This window comes from Lactobacillus kefiranofaciens (assembly GCF_900103655.1).
GTDB classification, from domain to species: domain Bacteria; phylum Bacillota; class Bacilli; order Lactobacillales; family Lactobacillaceae; genus Lactobacillus; species Lactobacillus kefiranofaciens.
In genome coordinates, this window is record NZ_FMXC01000018.1 from 12,838 (window position 1) to 34,807 (window position 21,970).

Sequence of the window (21,970 nt, forward strand, 5' to 3'; positions counted from 1 at the left end):
CTAAATTAAAGCAACTTGCCTTGTTTAATTAAACTAGCAACTTCAGGTTGAACGTGCTGGTACTTCTTAACCGTGTTTTCATAATCAACGAAGAACAACTTGTACCAAACTAGGAAGGTATAGATAGCCCAGATTTGTCTTCTATGTGAGCCATCGCCTTCATAGTTATCGTCAAGCAATTTAATGATCTTCTTTTGATCAAAAATATCATTGACGAATTCTTCTTCAAATAAGCTGCGGACTTGCTTGTAAAAACGTGGTTCCTTTAGCCATTGCTTGATTGGTGTTGGGAAGCCAAGCTTTGGTCGCCTAGCCCATTCATCTGGTAAAACCTTCTCTGAGGCCTTACGCAAAGCATACTTAGTGTCATGGCGGTTAACCAAATATTTAGTTGGAATTGAGTTAGCCAATTCCGCGATCTTCTTATCAAGATATGGTACACGAACTTCTAATGAGTGCGCCATAGAAATCTTGTCAGCTTTTTGTTCGATATCGTTAATCATGAAGTGATGCAAGTCGATATATTGCATTTGCTTAACGTTATCGATGCCCTTAACCTTCTTGAAGTCCTTTTGGTAAATACCGTTAACCGTTAACTTATTGCGGTAAGTTGGCTGCAAGATGCTGTTAGCATCTTTAGAAGTGAAGATCGTCGGATAATCCATGTCATAGATCACTGATTGACCAACGTAAAATTCGCTTGGTTCAGCCAAATTGGTATACAGATGCACCTTACCTGGGAAGTTCGGCATCTTTTTAATCTTGTGTGCCAATTTCACTTGCTTCTTCTTAGGCAGCTTCTTGAGTTCACTAGTAAAGATCTTGATGACATTATTGTGCGTGTGCATCCCGTAGTTGACATAGCCTGCAAACAATTCATCGGCCCCTTCACCAGATAGGGCCACAGTAACATGCTTACGAGCCAACTTACACAGGTACCATAAAGGAATAATTGATGGATTGGCATCCGGTTCATCCATGTGATATTGCATCTCTGGGAAGTCACGCATGGCTTCATCAGCATCAACCTTATCGCTAAAGAACTTCCAATGGTTGATATCAGCCAAAGCCTTAGCCTTGGAAGCCTCATCATAAGTTGAGTCATCGAAGCTGACAGAAAAAACATCATCAGGGTTTAACAAACTCGTCAAGTATGATGAGTCAATCCCTTCTGATAAGAAAGCCCCAACCTTAACATCGGCGTTTCTATACAAATCAACGGTTTCCTTCAAGTCATCGTTGATCCGCTTCAACGTTTCTTCAAAGCTCAAGCTGTTCTCTTTATATTCAGCGTCCCAGTATTGGTGCGTCTTCATCTCGCCATTCTTATATTCGAACCAGTGTCCTGCAGGGAAACGATAAACACCCTTGAAGAAGGTCTCTTCCAAGTCGTTATATTGGTTCATCAAATATGGCTTAACTGCTTCTACATTCAATTCACGCTTAAACTTCGGAAATTCTAAGAAGCTCTTTAATTCTGAGCCAACTAATAAGTGTCCATCTTGATTGCTGTAGTACATTGGCTTAATGCCAAAGAAGTCGCGCGCACCATAAAGGGTCTTATTGTTGTCATCCCAGATCAGGAAAGCAAACATCCCGCGAACGCGCTTAAGCAGGCCATCCATTCCCCATTCTTCATAGCCGTGAAGCAATACTTCAGTATCAGCTTGCGTGGTAAATACATGCCCTGCTTTAATTAATTCTTCTCTTAATGGCTTGAAGTTATAGATTTCACCATTAAAAATAATTGCTCTTGTTTTATCTTCATTATAAATAGGCTGACTGCCGCCTTGAAGGTCGATAATCGATAATCTTCTAAAGCCTAGTGCAACCTCATCATTAGTGTAGTAACCGTCGGAGCCAGGTCCACGGTGCTTGATCGTAGCCATCATCTTACCGATTACGGCTTGTTTTTCATTTATCTTTGGATCATAAAATGCGACAATTCCGCACATAATTATTCTTCCCCTAAGTTAATCTCTCTAATTCTGAATATTGTTTGTATACTTGTTTTTACGTTAACTTTTTTATTATAAGCTAAAGACTTGTAATAGCCAAATAGCTTTACCTTTCCTTAATCAAATAAAGTAAAGCCGTCTTCTTGAAGCCGCACCATAACCAAAGACTTGAATACGGTGTCGCTTCAAATCCACATTCACAATATAGCCAGCTGCTTCATTAGCCTGATCAATTTTGCGCTTTAGATTTTTATTATATTTGGTCGTCAAAGAATGGTTAGGACCCATTAATGCAGAGCAATTAAATAAAATATATTGAATGCCGTTAATGTGATATTGGTCTTCGCGATGACGATGACCACACAGGTAAGCCACAATACGAGCATTTTTAACATTAGTAAAGTCAAAATCATTAGATAAACGAAATTCCGCAGGCTGTCCAGCACTCGCATGCATTCGGCCTTTTTCGCGTTGATTAAAGGCAACCAGCAATTCATGTAAAGATCTACCATTATATTTCAATGCATTTGAACCTTTGCGGTTAATTGGATTGGCATGACTCATGAAGATAATGCGTTTATTAGAGGATCTGGTTAAAATCTCAATGATCTCTTCAATCTGATCTTCACGCACGGCAAGCGTAATTTTAGTATCGTATTTCTTTTGTCCCTTATTGTTTAACTCATAAGGCAAGTCTGACGTATTAACAGAAATTATCCGAACATCATCGATGTCAAAATAAGCAACTCCATGCTGACGAGAAATATAATGAATGTCCTTTTGACGATACATCTCTGGCCACATAATATTTTCAAATTCATGATCAGGGAAAGAAGCCTTTAAATCATGATGTTCATCAAATTTGTCATTTTCATCATGATTGCCCTTAATAGCTAAATACGGCACAGTATCTGACTTAAAGGATTTCTCTAATTTGATTAATTCGCTTTCGCCTAATAAGCCGGCGTCCGAACCATCAATCCAATCACCTAAATGCGCCTTGAGATCAATTAAGCCAGATTGATCTAGGTAAGAGAATTCTTGCACATGCTGCAAACCATTCCAGCCATAAAAATCAATGCTATCCTTATCCTTAAAATGCGTGTCAGTAATGACACTGAGATTAACTGAATTATAGCCTTCACGGATGTGCTTTTTTACTTCAGCGGTGAAAGTGTCTAGAAATTCTTCCACTAAATAGCGACGCCCGGTCTTCTTACTATGAAAATCACGAAAGCGACCCAATTCTTCACTATACTTGCGCACATATTCTGGTGCTAGATTTGCAGTTGCCTCAGAACTGAGAGCTTGATGCAAGACGCCATCATCACCCTGGTAGACTGTCAAAACGAACTTCTTGCCGTTAGGCGTTCCATCTTCTGCACCTACATGATATTCGCCAATCGTAGTATACTTTTGCATTAGATCAAGCAGATCCCTGCTTTTGTTTATTACAGAGCGTTTCCGTGCTCCAACAAGCCTATCAACTAATCCCTTTGTCTGTTTAAACAAGTTCATATTTTCGCCTCAAAGACAAAAAAAGCCGGCTCTCATGGTCCGACTCAAATAATTTATGCGTTATGTGCTAAAGCGTGAGCAGCAAGTCCAACTGATAATAAAGCATCCTTAGACAATACTTCTTCTAAATCCTTAGCAGCAATTGATTGAACTGCACCAATAACTTTCAAGCTGTAAACAATAACCCGATAATCAATAGTTGGGTTATATAGATCGTCTTCATACGGATTCTCGTGGTTATAAGTTAAGTTAATCTCATCCTTGTCAACATAACCGTCAACGTGATTAGTTAAAATACGGTCATGCAAATCAGACAACTTGCTTGCTAGCTTGATCAAAGTCAACTTATGGTCGCTTTCTGCTTCATAGTATTGTTCTTCGGTCATATCAAAGTAATCCTTGATTGGATTATTCAAAACGCCTAAATTATCAATTACCTTGTAAACAGCTTCAGCGTCAAAGTCTTGCTCACCATTTAAAATTTTGTCTTGTGATAAGGCTAAATCATCAGCCAACATCATGGTATCTAACTTTCCCATATGGTCCTCCTCAAAATTCAACCTTAATTATAACAAAAAAAGCCTATTACGCCTTACTTTAACGCATGAAAATAAAATTTCTTAGGAAAAAAGCGCATTTTTTTGCGTAATAAATAATAGAAGGTTAAAAATATAATTTAAAGGAGAATTTTCATGACTAAACCAACCATCTCTCGTTGTCCTTGGGGCGACACTAAAGACAAAATTGTGCAGGACTACCACGATCACGAATGGGGCAAACTGAATTTAGACGATCAGTATCTCTATGAGATGCTGGTACTGGAACTGTTCCAATCAGGCTTAAGCTGGAGCACAATTTTGCATAAACGGGAAAACTTTAGAAAGGCGTTCAAGAACTTTGACATTAAGCAAGTGGCATTGATGGCAGATGACGATGTCAGCCTATTGCTACAGGATAAAAGCATTATTCGCAATCAGATTAAGATTAGGGCAGCGATTAAGAATGCCCGAGCAATTAGCAAAGTAAAGGAGAAATACGGCAGCTTGGCTAAATATTTGCAAAGCTTTGTGCCAACCCAGATCGTGCATCATCCAGAAACAGTCGACGAGGTACCTGCTTCAAACGAAATCGCTCAAGAAATGACAAAACAGATGAAAAAAGATGGCTTTTTCTTTGTTGGACCAGTAATTATTTATTCTTATTTGCAAGGAATCGGCTTGATCAATGATCACTTAGAAAGCTGCGCATTCAAATATAATGGTTAAGAAAAAGCGAGAGCAGCTGCTCTCGCTTTATTTTTTTACAAAATTAAACTAACTTCTTCCGAATCCAACCTGAGATCCAGTCAATAATCACAACCATGATGATGATTCCGAGCAAGATAATGCCTACGCGGTCCCACTGACGATATTGCAAAGCAATGATCAATGGATAACCGATACCACCGGCACCTACTAAACCAAGGATAGATGCGGAACGAATGGAAACATCGAAACGGTATAAAGTATTGGAGATTAGAGCTGGCATCAAGTTCGGCATCGTTGAAAACATAATGACGTGGAACTTGGAACCACCGGCAGCAATGACTGCTTCATTAGGCCCATCTTCCAAGTTTTCAATTGCTTCTGAGAACAATTTTGCCAGCATCCCCACTGAGTGAAAGCCTAATGCCAAAACACCGGCAGCTGAGCCAGGTCCCACAGCCTTAATAAACATCAAGGCTAAAACAATCTCAGGGAATGATCTAATGATTGCCAAAACAATCTTACCAATTCTAGAAGTATACCAATGCTTGTGCTTGGTATGTGCTGCCCAGAAGGCAAATGGCAATGAGATAATGGCAGAAATAAAAGTACCTAAAAAGGCGATACAAATGGTCTGCCACAATTGTGAGATCAAGTCTTCACCGGAACCGTTATAAACATATTTCCAATCAGGATGGAAAATACCGGCAAAGATCGCACCCGCGATTTGACCAGCGGTTGCCTTAATCCCACCAAAGTTAATGCCGGTACATGACCAAACAATCAAGATAATCGTAAAAATAGCGATCAGCCAATGAATGGTTTGTTTCTTACGGTCAACGGGTTTAGCAGGTAATTGCTTCATAGTATTATCCATTATTTCATTAACGCCTCCCGTGACTTAGATGAAACATAGTCAATCAAGACTACGACGATGATAATGACAATGATGATCGTCCCAGTTTGGGCATAGTTGAAGACCTGCAAAGTCTGCTGCAAGTTCAAACCAATACCACCGGCACCGATATAACCAAGGACGGTTGAAGCTCTGACGTTGATTTCAACTGCATATAAAACATAAGAAATAAAGTAGGTGATAATCTGAGGCAAAACCGCGGTTCGAATAATTTGGAACTTGTTAGCACCAACGGCAGTTAAAGCCTCAATTGGACCAGGATCAATCGTTTCAATTGCTTCGTAAAACAGCTTAACCACCACACCGAAGGTGAAGACTGCCAAAGCCATAATACCAGCAACTGGACCAATACCCACGATCGCTACAAAGATTGCACCGAGCAACAAGTCAGGAATAGTTCTGACGATGTTCATAATAAAACGAAGTACGCCAGTTACCGCCTTATTTTTAATAATATTACGCGCAATTAATAGTGAATAAATAAATGCGACCACTGAGCCGATTACGGTCCCCAATACGGCCATTTTAATAGTTTCAATTAGTTTCGGCCAGACAACATTCAGATAGCTCCAGTCCGGATGACACATTTGAACAAAAATATCAGCGAATTGACTCCAGTTTTCAAACAATGCACTGATATGAGTGTTAGTAACATTGATTGAAATGAAGAGTCCTGCAATCATGATAATTGTCCAGACCAAGTTCATGATCTTGAACTTACGCTTAGGTAAAGCTTTATCAGGCATTATTCTGCCTCCTCGCTGCCGTCGCCACCATTATAAATATCGGTGAAGACTGACTTAGGAGTATCCTTCATCTTGCCGTCGTAAACTACTTGACCAGCGCGAATCCCAATTACGCGTTCGCCAAATTGCTGAGCTAGTTCAATGCTGTGCAAGTTAGCCAGAACTGTCATGCCATATTTTTCATTAAGCATCTTCAGGTCATTCATGACTCTGACTGAAGTTTGCGGGTCAAGTGAGGCAGTTGGTTCATCGGCTAAGATGATCTTCGGGTTCTGCATTAATACACGTGCAATAGCAACACGTTGCTGCTGACCACCGGATAATTCATCTGCTCGCGTATAAACCTTGTCAGTCAAGTCCACTTTTTGCAAAGCTTCATAGGCCCTTTGCTTATCTTCCTTAGAAAACAAGTTAAACGTTGTCTTCCAAGTTGGATAATATGCTACTCGACCAACTAAGACGTTGCGCAAAACGCTAGAACGCTTAACTAAGTTAAAGTTCTGGAAAATCATCCCAATATCGCGACGCAATTCACGCAGCTGCTTACCCTTGGCCTTAATAATCGATTGACCATCGATCAAAATATCGCCTGAAGTTGTATTGTGCAGACGGTTGATTGAACGCAGCAAGGTTGACTTACCTGCACCAGAAAGACCAACAACTACTACGAATTCGCCTTTATTAATTGTTAAATTGATATCCTTCAGACCGACAGTACCATTGTCATAGACCTTAGAAACATCCTTTAATTGGATCATTGGCTTATCTGCCATTAAACTTAACTCCCTTAATTTGAATTATTATTTCTTAGTTGATTCAACCATCTTGTCGTACTTACGAACGATGTTGAAGTCGCTATCCTTAGCGTAATCGTAGCCTTCGTGACTATATACGCTTTCAATAACCTTTTGACCTTCCTTTGACTTACCTACAGCGATAAATGCCTTAGCCAGCTTCTTGCGGAATGACTTAGACATGCTTGGAATTACTGAGATGGTGTCGTTTGGAATTGGCTTAGTGAAGTAAATTGGAACAACTTGCTTCATAATCTTAGGATTATCCTTTAAAACAGTGTTACGTGCATCTTCAAAGACAAAGGCAGCATCAGTATCGCCGTTTAATACGTTCAAAACAGCTTGGTCGTGACCAGTTACAGTAACCAACTTAGAATCCTTGGTTACATCCAAACCCTTTTCCTTAAGTTCAGCAACTGGGAATACGTAACCAGCTGATGAAGTTGGGTTTTGAACTGAAATTGACTTACCCTTAAGGTCTTTCCAGGACTTAATCTTTGAACCCTTCTTAACCAAAATTTCGGCACGGTAATTCTTGACTAAGTTCTTAGTTGCTTTACCACCTGGTTGCTTAACGCCGTAACGTTCAGCTTGCAAAAGAAGATCTGCAGCGCCTTGCTTGTGAGCTAAAACATATCCATCTGGTGGAAGGAAACCTACATCAACCTTCTTTGACTTCATAGCTTCTACAACGGTGTTGTAGTCAGTTGACATAGAAACATGAACAGGGATGCCCAATCTCTTGGAAAGCATCTTTTCAAGCGGCTTAGCACGAGCTTGCAGTTTAGTTGCAGCCTGACTTGGCACAAATTGAATAGTTAATGACTTTGGAGTGTAGTTTTCCTTTGATGAACTACTGTCCTTGCTTGAACACGCTGTTGCAACTACTGCAACAAAAAGTGCCACTACAGCTACCAAGATTTTTTTAAATCTTTTCATTATGTCCTCCATGAACAAAATATAGTGATAAAACAAATAAACAAAAGTTATAAAAAAGACTTAACCACGAATCGCCAAAGACGATCAATGATTAAGTCTCTAAATAACATCATTATTAAATAAACGAACGAGAAAAGCGCCTTCACGAGTGGAAGACTTAAGCGCAGCAACAAAAGCATCATTAAAATCTTTTCCCTGCATAAGCAACTTCATCAACTCCCCCTCATGCTTCTACGTTCGTTTGTTAAAATAATACCAAAAGCATTCGGGTTCTATCAAGGCTTTTAAGACTTTTTTACAAAAAAATCGCTAAATGTATTTATGTACATCTAGCGATTATTTATATTTTAATTAATTCTTTTTCATCGTTGGCTTAACTGGGTTATTAGCCATATCAGTTTTAACGATTAATACATCAGCTAAAGCATGTTGGTTAACATATTCAGTTACTGAACCCATGAGCATTCTTTCAACGGCATTCAAACCAGTTGCACCCATGACAATTAAATCATCATGGTGGTCTTTAATGAAGTCGTAAGAAATAATGCGCTTAGGACTGCCATAACGAATGTGATAATCAACATCATCAAAGTTGTAGTTATCATGAGCCCATTTCTTCAAGCTCTTCAAATATTCTTCAGAGTCTTGGGTCATTTGATAGATCGTATCGCCTGAAATTAAAGTATCTTGCATTTCACCCATGAATTGACGGGTATCAATGACACTCAATACATCAACGTGGGCGCCATCTCTTAATCCAACGCGTACTGCTTTGTCAAAGGCTCTTTCAGCTGATTCTGAACCATCTACTGGAACTAAAATGCTTTCTTTATCCTTTGCCATCTTGTTCATCTCCTATAAGTTGTACTAATATTTACTCTCTCTTATTTTAACATAATTTTGTAAGCTGTTACTTTTTCAAATGATTGTTTGATGCGTTTTTTGTTGTTACAATATTGTTCGTGAAACTGTCTAAAGAAAGGGGAGAATTTTTTGACTAAAAAATTAACCAATCAATTAATCGGCGTCACCAGTGGTCGCAACTTCCGTGAACTCGGAGGCTACGAAACTCTATCTGGCAAAAAAATCAAGATGCATAAATTGCTTAGAACCGGCAATTTAGCTGATCTTTCACCATTTGACAAGCAATTCTTGACTGACTATGGCGTGAAATACGACGTTGACTTCAGAAGTAAAGCGGAAGTCGATCAGCAGCCAGATCGCGTACCTGATGGCGTGAAATATATTTATGATCCTGTCTTTAGCGAAGACTTAACCAACTCATCTAAGAGTATCAATGACTTAAACACGCAAGCTCACGATGACGCGGACTTTGGCTTCGACCATATGCATTATGCTTATGAAGACATGATCGAAAGCAAATCTGCCCAAAAAGCTTACCGTAAATTTTTCGATGTTTTACTTGAAAATACTGGCGATGGCGAAAGCGTCATCTTCCACTGCACCGCGGGTAAAGACAGGACCGGTTTTGGTGCGCTGCTTATCTTAACAGCATTAGGCGTGCCACTAAACATCATCAAAAAAGATTACCTGTTAACCAACATCACTACTAAGGACTTTATCGACAACATGGTTGAACATGCGCGCCAAAATGGTCGGAACGATAATGTTTTACAATCAATCCGCGACATTCAAAGCGTTCGACCTGAATATCTAGACCATGCGGTCAAGGTATTAAATGATGATTACGGCAGTATTAACAATTATCTGCGCGAGGTAATGCAGCTCTCCAGCGTCGACATTATGCAACTACGCAATATTTATCTTGAAAAATAATTTCTAGCGAAGAAGGCATCAGCCTTCTTTTATTTTTGCCATGAATTTCTGCTCTAAAAATGCATAAATCGCTTGCGCATCGGTAAAATTAAAGACTTCGCGCAACTCGTTAGCTGGTGTTTTAGCCAAAAAATCCATCACGCTTGCCAAAAGTTGGGCTTGTCCATCTGGATCATTATCCAGCAACATAAACAAAAACTTTACTTCTAATGCTTCATCCGGCTTAATCATATTATGAAAAACTACCGGTTCCCGCAATGAAACGGGAACAATAAGCCGAGTATTAACGAACTCGCCTTCTGTATGCGGGATCGCAATATTGGGAATATTTTTGCCTAAAGTTGAGGTATCTAGACCTGTAGGGAAATCATGCTCACGCTTTACAATATGAGATAAAAAATTGCCCTTTACATAGCCACGCTGCAATAAATTATCATAAACTTCTTTTAAAACCAAATCTTGCTTAGTTTGATCAGTTACAAAGACTGCATCGGGTGTGAAAAGATTTCTAGTATTTGTCATTGGATTTTTCCTCCCTAATGTGGAACTAACATTTTCACCATAAGTTAACAAGATCTTTTTTTCAACCCAAAAGATGGTAAAGTTAACTTAATAATTTTTGATGGAGGAAAAAATAATGGCAAAAACAAAGACTCTTTATTTTGGTGCTGGTTGGTTCAACGAAAAGCAAAATAAAGCTTATCAAGAAGCAATGGCAGCGTTGAAGCAAAATCCTACAGTTGACTTAGAAAATAGCTACGTGCCTCTGGATAATCAATATAAAGGCATCCGCGTGGATGAACATCCCGAATACTTGCACGATATTGAATGGGCTTCAGCTACTTACCATAATGACTTGGTTGGCATTAAGTCTTCCGATATCATGCTCGGCGTTTATCTGCCCGAAGAAGAAGATGTGGGGCTTGGCATGGAACTTGGTTATGCCTTATCAAAGGGCAAATATATCTTGCTCGTCATTCCTGACGAAGATTATGGCAAACCAATCAACTTAATGAGCTGGGGCGTTTGCGACAACGTCATCAAGATCAGCGAACTAAAAGACTTTGACTTCAACCGCCCACGCTTTAACTTCTACGACGGCGCGGTTTATTAAAAAATTAAGCAAACTAAATGACCCTTCGTTATTCTTGCACAAAGGGTCATTTTTTAATTTGATCTATCATAAATAATTGTATCTTTCTAATTATTTCAAGTGACTTTTATTTAAAGTTATTATTCTATGCTCCATCTTGCGAGCCTGGTATGTAAAATGTCACTCTTTTGATAGTTTGGTTAACGCGTGAAATTCAATTTTCAGTGCCCATTGGTATCACAAACCTTTCTTAAAACCTAACTTCATTCATCACTAGGTCATTGGACTCACCTTTTCTTTATTGATTTCATCTTCGTTACACCAATAATATACCATATTCTTTTCAAAAAATAAAAGCGCTTACATCTAAAATGACAAAAAAGATACTTCTAGTCACAAACAACTAGCAAGTATCCCCATTCTTAAGCCTTATATCTAGATTTGCCGTTCAAATAAGTTTCGCTCAAAGTCATATCTGGATTTAAAATTAAGAAATCAGCATCTTTATCTGGTGCGATTGTCCCACATTGATCCAAAATATGAGCACTCTTAGCAGGAACGTAACTTGCCATCATCACAGCCTTTTCCGGAGTAACGATGTTCCAGTCAACTACATTCTTAATTGCTTGCTTTAATTGCAAAATTGAGCCGGCTAAGTTATCGCCATCCTTCAGGCGAGCCATTCCATCTTTTACATAAACTGGCAATTCACCTAGCATGTAGTCGCCATCAGGCATCATGCCAGCTTCCATACAGTCAGTAATCAAGGCAATATGTTCTGGACCAACGGCATTAATCAAGGCCTTGGCCATTGAAGGCTGAACGTGGTGACCATCACAGATCAATTCATCGGTTACATTATTCAAAGCCATGGCAGCATTAGAGATTGATGGGGTGTGGTGACTTGGATCAGGCATCCCGTTATAAGTATGGGTGAACATTGTTGCCCCTGCTTCAACGCCACGCACTGCTTCTTCAAAGCTAGCGCTTGAGTGACCTAAGGCTACAACGACTCCTTCCTTAACTGCTTCACGAATAAATTCTTTAGAGCCCTTTCTTTCTGGCGCCATTGAAATCTTACGCAGCATCCCATCAGAAGCTTTAAGCCATTTATTAAACTCATCAATATCTGGATCCATCATATACTTAGGATTTTCTGCACCAGCATGCTCTTCGGTAAAGAATGGTCCTTCAAAGTGAATCCCTTGAATCTTGGCTCCTTCTTCTTGACCCTTGTGCTTTGCAAACATTTCACAAATTCTGATCAAAGTTGAGCTAGCAGCCGTAATCGTAGTTGGCATCCAGGAAGTTACCCCTGCGCTAAGCAATCCCTTAGAAATCTTATTAATGCCTTCCCAGTCGCTCTTCATTGTATCTTCACGAAGCGAACCGTGAATGTGCGTATCAACTAAGCCCGGAGCCACCCATTTACCGGAGTAATCAACAATCTTGCCCGCCGGCTTTTCCTGTTCTGGATAAAAGAAGCCAAACTTGCCATCATCTTGAATTTCCAAGTAGCCGCCATTTTCCGTTCTATTTTCTAAGAAAAACTTGTCTGCATGAATGTAATAAGCCATATGAATCTTCTCTCTTTACTTTTTAATAATAATCGCTTTCAATATCTTTATTATATCTAATAAAATTGGTCAATACCAGTTTTATTACATTTGCACAAAAACTTTTTCTTTTTTTCGTTATAATAAAGGTAACAAATTAATTTAGGAAGAAAGCAATATGACACAAAATACGCAAACAGAAAGACACCAATTAGGCCAACTTATCGGTGCTAATAAATGTGATCATTATTATGAGCTTCATTACTCCACCGGGGAGATCGCTCGTCTCTATATCTTAGCTGAAGGAATATTCCGTTATTTTCTTGATCCGACTAAGAAGTTTGACGAGAATCATTCTTCTTTCGTTGACCTATCGCAATTTAATAATAGTTATTTCGAAAAATCCAAGCCTAAAGCAACTAGCGATTCTTTAATCATCAGTTCAGGCAATTATCAGCTTATTTTCCAACAAAAACCTGCTGTGATGAATATCTTTGATGAAACTCTGCATCGCAGCCGAGTAATGCAATCAAGCCCGCTAGAATTAGGTGGCGGACAAACTACTGAAATCTTGAAACAGCACACCAATGAATTTTACTTTGGCGGTGGGATGCAGAATGGCTATTTCAGTCATAAAGGTCAAATTATTAATATTAAGCGTGACCATATTACTGGTAAAGGTGGCGTCCTTACCCAAATACCATTTTTCTGGGCTAATTCCGGTTTTGGTGAATTAAGAAATACCGAAGCTAGTGGCACTTATGATTTTGGCAAGACTAGTCAAGAAGCAACTATTTTAAGACATGATACTGCTATTTTCGATACCTTTTACTTATTAGGCAACTCACCTAAAGATATTTTGACTAAATACTTTGCACTGACTGGTAAACCACTAATGCCGCCTAAGTATGCATTAGGCTTAGGCCATATTGGCAACTTTTTAACCACGATGTGGCAGCCTGGCGAAGCTAAAGAACGCAATGCTACTATGTTTGAAGATGGCAACTACTATACTCGTACCACTAATCCTGAGCATTCTAACGGCAAGGCTTCACTTAACGGCGAAGAAGAATTTCAATTCTCTGCACGAGCAATGGTAGACCGTTATGAAAAGCAGCACTTCAAATTAAGCTGGATGATTCCTAATTATCAAGTCCAAGATATTGACGCGGAGGCAATGACTAGCTTCAGCGATTATGCAGCTAGTCACGGCGTGAACGCTGGTTTATGGAGCGAACATGAAACGCCTAAAGCCACGCCTGACACTACTTTTATTCAAACTAATACTAGTGATCCCAAAATTTTAAAAGATGACGCGCTAATCTTGCGCGATAATTTGAAACGCAAGCGGCCACTGATTTTTTCTAATACAGGAATCGCTGGCAGTCAGTATCGAACCATGCTAGCCTTCGGTGATATTGGTGGCAATTGGGAGAACATCCCTACTCAAGTAGCAGGCTTTTTAGGTGCGAGCTTATCAGGGCAGCCATTAGTTGGTAGTGCCGTTGACGGAACCGCCGGAGGTGGCAACGCGCAGATTAGCATTCGTGATTTTGAGTGGAAGGCATTTACGCCAATTTTATTTAACCTAGACGACCAAGGCGATTTTAGCAAAACGCCATTTGCTTATAACAGCAAGATGACCAAGATTAACCGCGCTTACTTAAAATTGCGTGAGCAGCTGCAGACTTATCTCTACACCTTAATCTATCGTGCTCAAGTTGGTGAGCCAATCATGCGGCCGCTATTCTTAGAATTTCCACATGAGCAGATCAACTACACGCCACAAGTTGGACATGAATTTATGTTGGGACCTAACTTATTAATTTCTCCAATCGTTAATGGTCGTGAAGATGGCAATGGCAATTCGAGAAAGGACAATCTCTATCTGCCAAATCATCGGACAATGTGGGTCGACTTGTTCAATGGGCAAAAATACTTAGGTGGCCGCGTTTATAACAAACAGTCTTATCCATCTTGGCACTTACCGGTCTTCGTACGTGGTGGGTCAATCTTTGACTTAGGCGATCGGAATTATGTTCTCTACCCACAAGGCAGAAGCAAGATGGTCACCTACGATGACAACGGCTATAATGATTATTCGAGAAATCATGTAGCAACGCAAATCAGCAGTGATCTAGAAGCCAGCAAGTTAACCATTACTATCGATCCAACTCAAGGCGACTTCAGCACTTTCCAAACAGAAAATACGACCAACCTCAATATCATGTGTGATGGTTATCCTGACGGCATTACTGTTAAAGTCAACGATCACGAAATCAATATGCAAGAATATGGTACAGTTGATACCTTTGCTCATGCTAAGGAAGGATTCTTCTTTAATACCAATTACAGCTGGATACCAGAGTTTGATCAATACCAAGAAAAGAAACAAACGGCTTTGCAGATTAAATTGGCTAAGCGTGATATCACGGATTCTAAGATTGAAATTACGATCCGCAACTTTAGATATGGCAATGAGACTTTAGTCCACGCCATTACAGATTCGCTATTGCGTTCACCTAAGCAGCCAACAGTTGATCCTGATAAGCTTAGCTCACATTCACTGACAGTAGTTTGGCCACAATTAACTGATCAAGTTCAAATTGAAGTCAATGGTATTCTGCATGATGGAATTGACGGCAACTCCTTCACTTTCCACGAATTAGTGCCAAACACGCGCTACACTCTACGTCTACGCTACGTTGCTAAAAACAAAGTTTCTGAATGGTCCGACCCGTTCGGTGCTATTACTAAACCAGATCCGATGACTTACGCGATTGACGATATTCAAGCTACTAGCAGTTTAATCAGCCAAAAAGATCATCCAATCGAATATTTGACTGACCTAAAGCTAGCTAGCGAATGGGAAACGATTAATGGCGTTAGCGAAGACAAGCCATTAGTACTTAACTTCAAGTTCAATCAATTAGAGCACCTAAGTCGAATGGTATGGGTGCCAAGAAAAATTGATCATCAAGGCAATCCAGTCGAAGTTAGCGTTGAGACTTCAACTGATGGTACTAACTTCAAGCCATACGGCGAACGACTTGCTTGGAAGTCAGACAGCAAGAATAAAGTTGTCGGCTTGAGAGATGTCGAAGCTAAGGCAATTAAACTGAAAGTCTATAAATCATCTGGTCCGTTTGTCGCTGCTAAGGAAGTTATCTTCTTTAGAGAAAAGAAAAATAATGACTAAATGAAAAAAGCTCTCTTAATTGAGGGCTTTTTTGAGTGCGATTAATAATTGTGTTTTTCTGCAGCTAGCAAAAATTTATATAGTGGCTTTACTTGTATTTGGATTTCATTAGCTTCAATAGTTTCTTCTTGGTTCCAGGTAATTATCTCAAAATGATCAATTTTCTTATCTTTTTGAGCTAAGGTCGTCAATGCCGCAATTTCTCTTTCTTTTGAGAAATCGTCTAACTCCCATGCTACTTGAACGGCTGTCTTAACAGAGGGCAAATAGAAATCTAAATCAATTTTATTTTTTGCAGAGTGAAGATAATACATATCCTCTTTGTATTTATTATATAAGGTAATTGCCACCATATTTTCCAATAAGACGGGATCCTTTTGAAATAAAAACAGGTTTAAGATTCCATTATCCAAAAAATAAAATTTAGGGGTAGATTCTCGTTCAGCAAACTTGCTAGCATAATTTTTTATATCAAATAATAAATATGCTTCTTTAGCATAATTAATATATTTAATCGCTATTTGCGTACTAATAGGATTTTGGGTCTGTTTAACACTAGTAGCTAAACGACTATAACTAACCTCATGCATCACAGTCTCTGCGATCTTCGAGATTAAAAGTCTTAAGGATTCAACATTTCTAACACTATTCCTAGTCACAATATCTCCCAAGAAAATATTTTGATAGATATTAGTCAAATAATTACGCGGTACAATCTGGTTTAAGCTATCTGGCAAGCCACCATTTTCTAAATAAGACTGACAGCCTTGCACTATTTTAGCTCGCATCTGCGTTGTCAGCATTGCTTCTTCATCGTGTTGGATATTTTTAGCAGTCAGATATTCAGTAAAGTTATAGGGCGTAACATACTTCATCATGTATCGCCCACCTAATCTACTTATGATTTCTGAGCTCATCATCTTGGAATTGCTACCAGTAATGTAAACTCGTTCACCTTGATCGGCTAATCTTCTTGCAAAACGTTCCCAGCCATCAATATTTTGAATTTCATCAAAAAAGAAATATGGTTGTTTATCCGTCATTTCACTGGCCGCAGCGACTATTGTATCCAAATCGCTTAACTTCATTTCGTTTAAGCGTTCATCTTCAAAATTAACATAAATAATTTGATTCCAATCTGCACCTTTTTCAACCAAATCACGAGCTAATTTATGCATAATTGTCGTTTTACCAGCTCGCCGCATCCCTACTAACACATAATTGTCATTGGGTTCAAAGAAATAATCTCGTGGGATAATCTTTTGCTTTTTAATAATCCTTCTTTGTAGGTAAATTACACTTTTAATTAAATCTGTATTTATCATTTTTGCCACCTTATTAACTATACTTAACAGATTACCATGTTTTCGTTAAGTATAGTTAATGAAAAGTAGTATTTTTGTTAACTATACTTAATAAATTAGCAAAAAAGATCTCTATTCTTCCCAATCGAAAAATAGAGATCTTATTTCTTTTACTGTATTTGTGAGCCTATTCGCCCCACTCGCTCTTCAGCCATTCCATCGCTAAATTAAACCAATGAGCGACATGTGGATTTTCCTGCCACTCGCATCCCTTGGTTTGCACATTATGTCTAGCCAAAGAGAAACCGTGATAGCCATGATTAAACAAGTGAACCTCAGTTTTCACCTTATTTTTATTCAATGCTGTAATATATTCGATCGAATTATCAATCAAAACAACCGGATCATCCCATGCTTGAAAAACAAATGTGTCCGGTGTTTCACGTGTAACACCAACCGCACTATCTAATAAATCTGCCTCTTCCGGCATCTTATCCTTTTCATCATCCGGAATTGGAAAACCAATTTTAGCAATATTGATCAATGGATAACCTAAAATCGTTTTATTCGGCATAACTTCTTCTTTAGTAAAGCCATATTTATTTTGATAATCACCATTCAGCGCCATATTATTAGCTACACTAACCACATGACCGCCTGCCGAAAAACCGATCGTTAAAACCTTATCAACATCCAAATGATATTCCGCCGCATGCTCTCTAAAGTACTTGATAGTGGTTAAAACATCTAACCCTGCATCAGGATAAATCTTGCCTGGATCGCTAACTAAATTGTAATCGACTATCACACTGTTAAAGCCTTGATTATTAAAAGCCAAAGCAACTGGTTCGCCTTCTCTTTTAGGCAAATGATCGAAGCTGCCACCAGGGACAACAACTGCCAAAGGTCGCTTTTGCTCTACTAGTTCTGGATTCGGTTCCAGCATATAAGTATGTACTTGATATTCACGATTATTAAAATTAGTCAGCGTTAGATTTTTTGTTTCCATATTTTAACCTCTTCTTGCTCATCCCTCTAGACAACATAAATGATGACAGCGGTACTGTTAATATAACTCCAATTAAAGAATACATGATAATCAAGGCTTCGTTAACAAAAAGCTTCTCATTAAGAACTTCACCAATTGTGTAATGCAAACGGAAATACCATAAGAATAATGATAGGAAGCTACCAAACATCCCAAATAAAATAGTGTTCATGGCGGTCCCCAAGACGTCGTTGCCGATCTTAGTACCACTACCCATCAAGTCTTCTTCGCTGATATCCGGATTGTGCTTCTTAATTTCTAACAGACCTGAGCTCATCGCTACCGCGGCTTCCGCAATCGCACCTAGCGTTGAGAAAATCGCAACAGTAACAGCGATCATTGGATAACTCAATCCTGGCATCTGTGATAAACCAACCAGAATTTCTCCTGCTTCTGGCCCCAAACCGGCAGCTTGCGCCAAATATTGGCAACCTAGAATAAATAAACTAGTAATCAAGCACACCAAGAAGGCAGAATAGAATGAGTTTTTAGCAACTGTATAATCATGCGTGCCTAAGAAAATGATAGTTACTAATTTTAGTGGAATAAAAATCAAGGTCAAAATTGCAATGTTCAAGCCCCATGAGATCAACATTGCTACTAAAATTAGCAACAGGGTGTTAATAATTACACTAAAGAAACTACGGATTCCCGTCTCACCGCCAACGATCGTCATCAAGATCGCCAAGATAATAATTAAAGCAGTTAAGGTACTCATTTATTCTCACCCTCTTTCTTAAACAAGCTCTTCCAATCTCTATCTTTAATAAAGAGCAGACTGCATCCCGTAGCAAAGATTACAGTTAAGACAATCCCAATTGCGGAAATTACGCTCTGTGTAGCTCCTAGCGACAAGGTGAAGCCAAAGGTTGACCCCAGGGTGTTGTTATCCCGCAAATATAGAATTGTTTCAGGCAAAGCTCCAGCGATGAAAATTAGAACCAAAACGTTGATCAGCGGCCCCATGATTTCTTGGCCCATGGTTCGACCACTCTTAATTAGCTGCTTCATCGTAATGTCTTTCTTAGTTTGGATTAATTCGTACAAACTAGAAATAATATCGGTAGCTTCATCCATGACCGCACCTAAGATTCCGATTAAGGTTTGCGCCAAAAATAATCCTCTTGGGTCTTGGGTTGCATAATCACCCGTCTCATATTTCATCTCAGATTCACCGGTTAATTTCATGATCACGTAACACAGTGCAAATGAGACAAACACACCCAATAAGGTGGCTAGCCAAGTAGCCAGCATCTTTTTATTAAGGCCCTGCACGATTAGCAAGCTAAAGAATGAGAAAATAATATTGGCCAGACTAAATAGCAAAATAATATGTGACCCATTCAAGTGCACATCCCAGATAATAATCAAGTAAAAGATCAACCAACTGAGGGCCATCGAACTTACTAGTAAAATTGCATGCTTACCTGAAATGGCGACCATCAATGCAATCGTAATCGTCACAACCAGGACTAAGACCCAGTCACGCTTTGGATTTACGATCGCTGGATCGCCTTCTTTAATATTGACGAAAATCCGCTGATGCGCGCGATATTTCTGTGTCGTAAGCTGGGAAGGGTAATAGATATTTTTCGTCGTAAAAGTTTTACCCTTGTGTTTACCCGATAAAACCTTCAAATGCAGGATCTGCTTACGCGTTTGATCCTGGTTCTTATAAACGTCTTCGTTTTTCTCGACGAGCGTATCTTTAATGTTGGCATCGGTGATAATTGCCACGTCATCTTTTTGATAAATATCCGTCGCAAAATATGCCAAAATCGTGAAGATTGCTCCGATAAGCGCGACGATCAGTGCCGCCGTATAGCGCTTCTTCCATTTAAACTTCATTTTTCACAACTTCCTATTATGTATCGTTATAGTATTTACTCTAAAACAAAAGGCAACCTAATGTTAGGTTGTCTTCCAATTCTTAAGGTTTTTGTTTAAAACTTAAAGATTCTTTGCCACCAGTGTTCCTTCTGTTCTGGCAGTTGCATATCTTCCAAAGTTCGGTGAACATTAGCAGTAGCACGCTTTTTGGCATTTTCCTTCGCTTTAGAAATAATTTCATCATGCATTTCTGCTTGGCTTTTATGCATGTCCTCTTTTACTTCTTCACACTTTTCTTCAGGATCCTTAGGCTTTTTATCATCAAGCACAATTCCTGAAATATCAGGCAAAGCTTCTATCTTGTCGGTATTATCCTTAGGAGCTGCCAATTGCTTTTGTGCTTTGATCAAATCTTCATTTTGCTTTTGAATGACATTAAGCTGCTTTTGCAAGGAACTAATCGCCTCATTCTGATTAGAAATTGTCTTTTGCAGAGTATTCAGCAATTTAACCACCTGCTGAGTATCCATCACATCTTGCGGCGTATACTCAGTTTTTGTTTTAGCTACTGGAGTTTCATCTTTTTCACTAACTGCATAAATTTGACGAGCAGCTTCTTGTAAAGTTAAGCCACTATTTTTAGATAAGCGGTGAAAAGCCTTTAGATCGTCAATATCTTTTTGATGATATAAACGCGCCTTTTGCTTAGTACGGGCAAAATAATCTGCTTTACCCGTCACCCTTTCCACGATTAAGGAATATTTTCTTAATGTAGCTACACTAATCCCTAATTCTTTAGCAGCTGCCTTAGGAGCAGCCAGTTCTTCAAAATCATGCTTGTTAGTCGTCATTAAAATCTACCTCGATAATTTTTGGCATTAATCATGCTTATGAAGCAAAGTCTTCTTATGGTCAAAGCGTTCCATTCCTGCTTCAATCAAGCGGGTAATCAAATCGCTGTACTTAATACCAGCTTCTTCAAACAACTTAGGATACATACTAATGTTGGTAAAGCCAGGTAAAGCATTAACCTCAGTCAAGACCACCTTGCCACCTGGGGTAAGCATAGAATCGATTCTAGCCATGCCGCTGCATTCAGTTACCTCGTAAACCTTACGAGCGTTAGTTCTAACAGTGTCAATAATTTCTTGTGGCAAATCAGCTGGAATTTGCAATTTAGAAGTTGAGTTGTCAGCGTACTTATTTTCATAAGTGTAGAATGAGCCTTTGGCATTGGTGATTTGACCTACGCCTGCTACAATTGGCTTGTCATTGCCGAGAACCGCGGTTTCTACTTCAGTACCTGGTACGGTTTCTTCAACTAAAACCTTGTCGTCATACTTGAATGCTTCTTTTAAAGCTGCTGCATATTCAGCAGCACTAGTGACATGGTTTACACCAACTGAAGAACCCTGGTTGGATGGCTTAACGAACATATCGCGACCCAGTTTTTCAGCAACTTTCTCGTAATTAAGTTTATCATTATTCTTGTCGTTATATTCAAAGCGTTTAATTGAAATCCAATCAGCAACTGGAACACCGACTCTTTGAGCCAGAATTTTGGTGAATTCCTTATCCATGGTTACGGCCGCAGCTAAGACATCATCACCGACAAATGGCTTATTCATCAACCGGAATAAACCTTGCAAAACGCCATCTTCACCTAAGTTGCCGTGCACGATTGGGAAGAAGACATCAATCTCTGGTAAGTTCGTCAATTCAATTAAGTTAGAAATATTATTAACCTTATGTGGGTTTTTAACTTGGTAAGCAGGATCTTCTAAAACCTTGAAGCTTTCCTTTTCATCAGCGAAGTAGCCCTCATTGGTAATCCAAATTGGGTGCACATCGAACTTATCCTTATCGATTGCCTTATAAATGTTACGACCCGAAACGATTGATACTTCATATTCTGATGAATTGCCACCAAAAATTAATCCAACTTGTGTTTTTTTAGTCATTGTTTTTTACCTCTTTTAAATGTTCTAAACCTTTATTATACACAAAGAATACCAGAGAAACTTAAAA

At 39.1% G+C, this 21,970-nt stretch carries 20 protein-coding genes; 4 read left to right on the forward strand and 16 right to left on the reverse strand.

Annotated elements, in window-relative coordinates; genetic code table 11:
* Positions 1-5 precede the first annotated feature (5 nt).
* From asnB to BLP58_RS07405, 3 genes are all read right to left on the reverse strand, one after another.
* Complete coding sequence (gene asnB, locus BLP58_RS07395; protein ID WP_013855161.1) at positions 6-1,955, reverse strand: asparagine synthase (glutamine-hydrolyzing); 1,950 nt, start codon at positions 1,953-1,955, stop codon at positions 6-8.
* A 123-nt stretch (positions 1,956-2,078) separates the two neighbouring features.
* Positions 2,079-3,476 (reverse strand): metallophosphoesterase family protein, encoded by a 1,398-nt coding sequence (locus BLP58_RS07400; RefSeq protein WP_025084220.1) that lies wholly within the window; start codon positions 3,474-3,476, stop codon positions 2,079-2,081.
* Between the two features lie 53 nt (positions 3,477-3,529).
* On the reverse strand, positions 3,530-4,015 hold the full coding sequence (locus tag BLP58_RS07405) for a hypothetical protein (protein ID WP_013855159.1): 486 nt from the start codon (positions 4,013-4,015) through the stop codon (positions 3,530-3,532).
* Between the two features lie 153 nt (positions 4,016-4,168).
* Between BLP58_RS07405 and BLP58_RS07410 the strand changes: the two genes are divergently transcribed.
* A complete protein-coding gene (locus BLP58_RS07410) occupies positions 4,169-4,741 on the forward strand; it encodes a DNA-3-methyladenine glycosylase I (RefSeq protein ID WP_013855158.1) in 573 nt (190 codons plus the stop codon).
* Positions 4,742-4,784: 43 nt separating this feature from the next.
* Here the strand turns inward: BLP58_RS07410 and phnE (BLP58_RS07415) are convergent, their stop codons facing one another.
* From phnE (BLP58_RS07415) to BLP58_RS07435, 5 genes are all read right to left on the reverse strand, one after another.
* Positions 4,785-5,597, reverse strand: a complete 813-nt coding sequence (phnE, locus tag BLP58_RS07415; RefSeq protein WP_013855157.1) for a phosphonate ABC transporter, permease protein PhnE — start codon at positions 5,595-5,597, stop codon at positions 4,785-4,787.
* Positions 5,597-6,382 (reverse strand): phosphonate ABC transporter, permease protein PhnE, encoded by a 786-nt coding sequence (gene phnE / locus BLP58_RS07420; protein WP_013855156.1) that lies wholly within the window; start codon positions 6,380-6,382, stop codon positions 5,597-5,599. Before phnE (BLP58_RS07420) ends, phnE (BLP58_RS07415) begins: the two co-directional genes overlap by 1 nt.
* Complete coding sequence (gene phnC, locus BLP58_RS07425) at positions 6,382-7,155, reverse strand: phosphonate ABC transporter ATP-binding protein (protein ID WP_013855155.1); 774 nt, start codon at positions 7,153-7,155, stop codon at positions 6,382-6,384. Before phnC ends, phnE (BLP58_RS07420) begins: the two co-directional genes overlap by 1 nt.
* A gap of 27 nt (positions 7,156-7,182) precedes the next feature.
* Entirely contained in the window at positions 7,183-8,115 is a 933-nt protein-coding gene (locus tag BLP58_RS07430) for a phosphate/phosphite/phosphonate ABC transporter substrate-binding protein (protein WP_013855154.1), read from the reverse strand.
* A 351-nt stretch (positions 8,116-8,466) separates the two neighbouring features.
* On the reverse strand, positions 8,467-8,958 hold the full coding sequence (locus BLP58_RS07435) for a universal stress protein (RefSeq protein WP_013855152.1): 492 nt from the start codon (positions 8,956-8,958) through the stop codon (positions 8,467-8,469).
* A 150-nt stretch (positions 8,959-9,108) separates the two neighbouring features.
* Between BLP58_RS07435 and BLP58_RS07440 the strand changes: the two genes are divergently transcribed.
* Positions 9,109-9,912: a tyrosine-protein phosphatase gene (locus tag BLP58_RS07440; protein WP_013855151.1), complete on the forward strand. Its 804-nt coding sequence runs from the start codon at positions 9,109-9,111 to the stop codon at positions 9,910-9,912.
* An 18-nt stretch (positions 9,913-9,930) separates the two neighbouring features.
* Here BLP58_RS07440 and BLP58_RS07445 read toward each other — a convergent pair whose 3' ends face one another.
* A complete protein-coding gene (locus BLP58_RS07445) occupies positions 9,931-10,434 on the reverse strand; it encodes a PTS sugar transporter subunit IIA (RefSeq protein WP_013855150.1) in 504 nt (167 codons plus the stop codon).
* Between the two features lie 115 nt (positions 10,435-10,549).
* On the opposite strand from BLP58_RS07445, the gene BLP58_RS07450 reads away from it, so the two are divergent.
* Entirely contained in the window at positions 10,550-11,026 is a 477-nt protein-coding gene (locus BLP58_RS07450) for a nucleoside 2-deoxyribosyltransferase (protein WP_013855149.1), read from the forward strand.
* 401 nt (positions 11,027-11,427) lie between these two features.
* Here BLP58_RS07450 and nagA read toward each other — a convergent pair whose 3' ends face one another.
* Positions 11,428-12,582, reverse strand: a complete 1,155-nt coding sequence (gene nagA, locus BLP58_RS07455; protein WP_013855148.1) for an N-acetylglucosamine-6-phosphate deacetylase — start codon at positions 12,580-12,582, stop codon at positions 11,428-11,430.
* Positions 12,583-12,739: 157 nt separating this feature from the next.
* On the opposite strand from nagA, the gene BLP58_RS07460 reads away from it, so the two are divergent.
* Positions 12,740-15,760, forward strand: coding sequence for a glycoside hydrolase family 31 family protein (locus BLP58_RS07460; protein ID WP_013855147.1), 3,021 nt, complete (start codon positions 12,740-12,742; stop codon positions 15,758-15,760).
* Between the two features lie 41 nt (positions 15,761-15,801).
* Here the strand turns inward: BLP58_RS07460 and BLP58_RS07465 are convergent, their stop codons facing one another.
* The 6 genes from BLP58_RS07465 to BLP58_RS07490 form a co-directional block, all read right to left on the reverse strand.
* The gene (locus BLP58_RS07465; protein ID WP_081780107.1) at positions 15,802-17,085 is read right to left on the reverse strand and encodes an ATP-binding protein; all 1,284 of its coding nucleotides are present in this window, start codon (positions 17,083-17,085) and stop codon (positions 15,802-15,804) included.
* A 166-nt stretch (positions 17,086-17,251) separates the two neighbouring features.
* Positions 17,252-18,073: an alpha/beta hydrolase gene (locus BLP58_RS07470; protein ID WP_013855145.1), complete on the reverse strand. Its 822-nt coding sequence runs from the start codon at positions 18,071-18,073 to the stop codon at positions 17,252-17,254.
* Entirely contained in the window at positions 18,045-18,830 is a 786-nt protein-coding gene (locus BLP58_RS07475) for a YibE/F family protein (protein WP_013855144.1), read from the reverse strand. The genes BLP58_RS07470 and BLP58_RS07475 overlap by 29 nt, the downstream gene beginning before the upstream one ends.
* Positions 18,827-19,960: a YibE/F family protein gene (locus BLP58_RS07480; RefSeq protein ID WP_013855143.1), complete on the reverse strand. Its 1,134-nt coding sequence runs from the start codon at positions 19,958-19,960 to the stop codon at positions 18,827-18,829. Before BLP58_RS07480 ends, BLP58_RS07475 begins: the two co-directional genes overlap by 4 nt.
* A 95-nt stretch (positions 19,961-20,055) precedes the next feature.
* A complete protein-coding gene (locus BLP58_RS07485; protein ID WP_013855142.1) occupies positions 20,056-20,793 on the reverse strand; it encodes a MerR family transcriptional regulator in 738 nt (245 codons plus the stop codon).
* A gap of 27 nt (positions 20,794-20,820) precedes the next feature.
* Positions 20,821-21,903, reverse strand: coding sequence for a D-alanine--D-alanine ligase family protein (locus BLP58_RS07490; protein WP_013855141.1), 1,083 nt, complete (start codon positions 21,901-21,903; stop codon positions 20,821-20,823).
* Between the last annotated feature and the right edge of the window lie 67 nt (positions 21,904-21,970).

What these genes read in the sequence shown, in the direction of transcription:
- BLP58_RS07460 (WP_013855147.1), top strand. Translation starts at nt 12,740, where the DNA reads ATGACACAAAATACGCAAACAGAAAGACACCAATTAGGCCAACTTATC.
- phnE (WP_013855156.1), bottom strand. Translation starts at nt 6,382, where the DNA reads ATGCCTGATAAAGCTTTACCTAAGCGTAAGTTCAAGATCATGAACTTG.
- asnB (WP_013855161.1), bottom strand. Translation starts at nt 1,955, where the DNA reads ATGTGCGGAATTGTCGCATTTTATGATCCAAAGATAAATGAAAAACAA.
- BLP58_RS07400 (WP_025084220.1), bottom strand. Translation starts at nt 3,476, where the DNA reads ATGAACTTGTTTAAACAGACAAAGGGATTAGTTGATAGGCTTGTTGGA.
- BLP58_RS07430 (WP_013855154.1), bottom strand. Translation starts at nt 8,115, where the DNA reads ATGAAAAGATTTAAAAAAATCTTGGTAGCTGTAGTGGCACTTTTTGTT.
- phnE (WP_013855157.1), bottom strand. Translation starts at nt 5,597, where the DNA reads ATGGATAATACTATGAAGCAATTACCTGCTAAACCCGTTGACCGTAAG.
- BLP58_RS07410 (WP_013855158.1), top strand. Translation starts at nt 4,169, where the DNA reads ATGACTAAACCAACCATCTCTCGTTGTCCTTGGGGCGACACTAAAGAC.
- BLP58_RS07450 (WP_013855149.1), top strand. Translation starts at nt 10,550, where the DNA reads ATGGCAAAAACAAAGACTCTTTATTTTGGTGCTGGTTGGTTCAACGAA.
- BLP58_RS07475 (WP_013855144.1), bottom strand. Translation starts at nt 18,830, where the DNA reads ATGAGTACCTTAACTGCTTTAATTATTATCTTGGCGATCTTGATGACG.
- BLP58_RS07490 (WP_013855141.1), bottom strand. Translation starts at nt 21,903, where the DNA reads ATGACTAAAAAAACACAAGTTGGATTAATTTTTGGTGGCAATTCATCA.
- BLP58_RS07480 (WP_013855143.1), bottom strand. Translation starts at nt 19,960, where the DNA reads ATGAAGTTTAAATGGAAGAAGCGCTATACGGCGGCACTGATCGTCGCG.
- nagA (WP_013855148.1), bottom strand. Translation starts at nt 12,582, where the DNA reads ATGGCTTATTACATTCATGCAGACAAGTTTTTCTTAGAAAATAGAACG.
- BLP58_RS07470 (WP_013855145.1), bottom strand. Translation starts at nt 18,073, where the DNA reads ATGGAAACAAAAAATCTAACGCTGACTAATTTTAATAATCGTGAATAT.
- BLP58_RS07405 (WP_013855159.1), bottom strand. Translation starts at nt 4,015, where the DNA reads ATGGGAAAGTTAGATACCATGATGTTGGCTGATGATTTAGCCTTATCA.
- BLP58_RS07465 (WP_081780107.1), bottom strand. Translation starts at nt 17,085, where the DNA reads ATGATAAATACAGATTTAATTAAAAGTGTAATTTACCTACAAAGAAGG.
- phnC (WP_013855155.1), bottom strand. Translation starts at nt 7,155, where the DNA reads ATGGCAGATAAGCCAATGATCCAATTAAAGGATGTTTCTAAGGTCTAT.
- BLP58_RS07485 (WP_013855142.1), bottom strand. Translation starts at nt 20,793, where the DNA reads ATGACGACTAACAAGCATGATTTTGAAGAACTGGCTGCTCCTAAGGCA.
- BLP58_RS07445 (WP_013855150.1), bottom strand. Translation starts at nt 10,434, where the DNA reads ATGACAAATACTAGAAATCTTTTCACACCCGATGCAGTCTTTGTAACT.
- BLP58_RS07435 (WP_013855152.1), bottom strand. Translation starts at nt 8,958, where the DNA reads ATGGCAAAGGATAAAGAAAGCATTTTAGTTCCAGTAGATGGTTCAGAA.